1 protein-coding gene and 1 pseudogene are annotated in these 1,142 nt (G+C 67.4%); both read right to left on the bottom strand.

Features of this window, described 5'->3' with window-relative positions:
* Positions 1-814: sensor histidine kinase (locus AC1DYN_RS32680; protein WP_477966988.1), on the bottom strand; the 814-nt coding region annotated here is incomplete at its 3' end.
* Positions 814-1,142: pseudogene (locus tag AC1DYN_RS32675) on the bottom strand (hypothetical protein); the annotation flags it as partial. The pseudogene AC1DYN_RS32675 and the gene AC1DYN_RS32680, both read right to left, overlap by 1 nt.

Raw genomic sequence — 1,142 nt, 5'->3', positions numbered from 1 at the left:
GCTTGACCGCGTTCTCGACCAGCGGCTGCAGGATCATCGGCGGCAGCAGGCAGCGCGCCGCGTCAGCCGCCATCTCGCACGCGAACGTCAGGCGCGGGCCGAAGCGCACCTGCTCGATCGCCAGGAAGCGCCGCGTCAGTTCCACTTCATCGGACAGCAGGACCTTGCGGTGCGCCTCGAGTCCCAGCGTGTGGCGAAAGAAGCCGGCCAGCTGCAAGGTCATGTCGCGCGCGGCGCCGGCATCGATGCTGGTGAGCGCGCTGATCGAATTGAGGCTGTTGAACAGAAAGTGCGGGTCGATCTGCGTGCGCAGCATGCGCAGTTCGGCGTCCTGCGCCAGCAGCTTCAGTTGGAGTTCGCGCGTTTCCAGCCGCCGCGCGCGCTCGAACTCCAGCGCCAGATAATGCGCGCACGCCGTCATCCCGTACAGCAGCACGCCCACACCAAACATCACTGCGGCGACGGGTGGCGAGAGCAGCACGCCGCCCATCGACGGCGCCAGCCAGCGCCAGAATGCCGCCCACGCTACTGCCGCCGCGCACCACAGCAAGGCCGCGCTAGCGGCCGTGACAAAGAACACGACCAGCACCGAGCGCAGCGACTTGCTTGCCAGCGGATAGGCGCGGCACAGGTAGTAGCTCGAAAAGCCGCACACGCTCGCATACACCAGCATCAGCGGCAGCGCGAACAGCAGGCTGGCCGGAATGCCGGCGCCGGTGGCCGCATCGAGCAGGCCCGCGAGCATCAGCCCCAGCATCAGCCAGGCCGCCAGGTACAGCGCGGCGCTGCGCCCGGCCCAGAACATCCGGCCCATCAGTTGCGGATTTCCACACCGCCCATAATCGCGTACCCGCGAATGACGAGGCGTTTGCTGCCATCGGGTGGCACGGCGGTCTTTTCTTCGAAGCCGCCCAGGATCGGCGTGCCGAGCAGGATCACGGTCCAGTCGGGCGGACACTTGATGGTCACGCCGCCCCAGAACGCGAACACGTTGATCACCGCCTCGCCGCGGATCGAGGCGCCGCGCATATCGAGTTCGCAGCCGCCCATGACCGCCGTGATTTCACCGCCGCGAAAATCCTGCGTGRTCACGCGGCGCTCGTAGCCGCCCAGGATTGCCGTGATGTCGACGGTCTCGCCAC

Source organism: Rhizobacter sp. P2_D12, assembly GCF_056404395.1.
The sequence above is the reverse complement of the archived record's forward strand: the minus strand, read 5'-3'. Positions and strand labels throughout refer to the sequence as shown.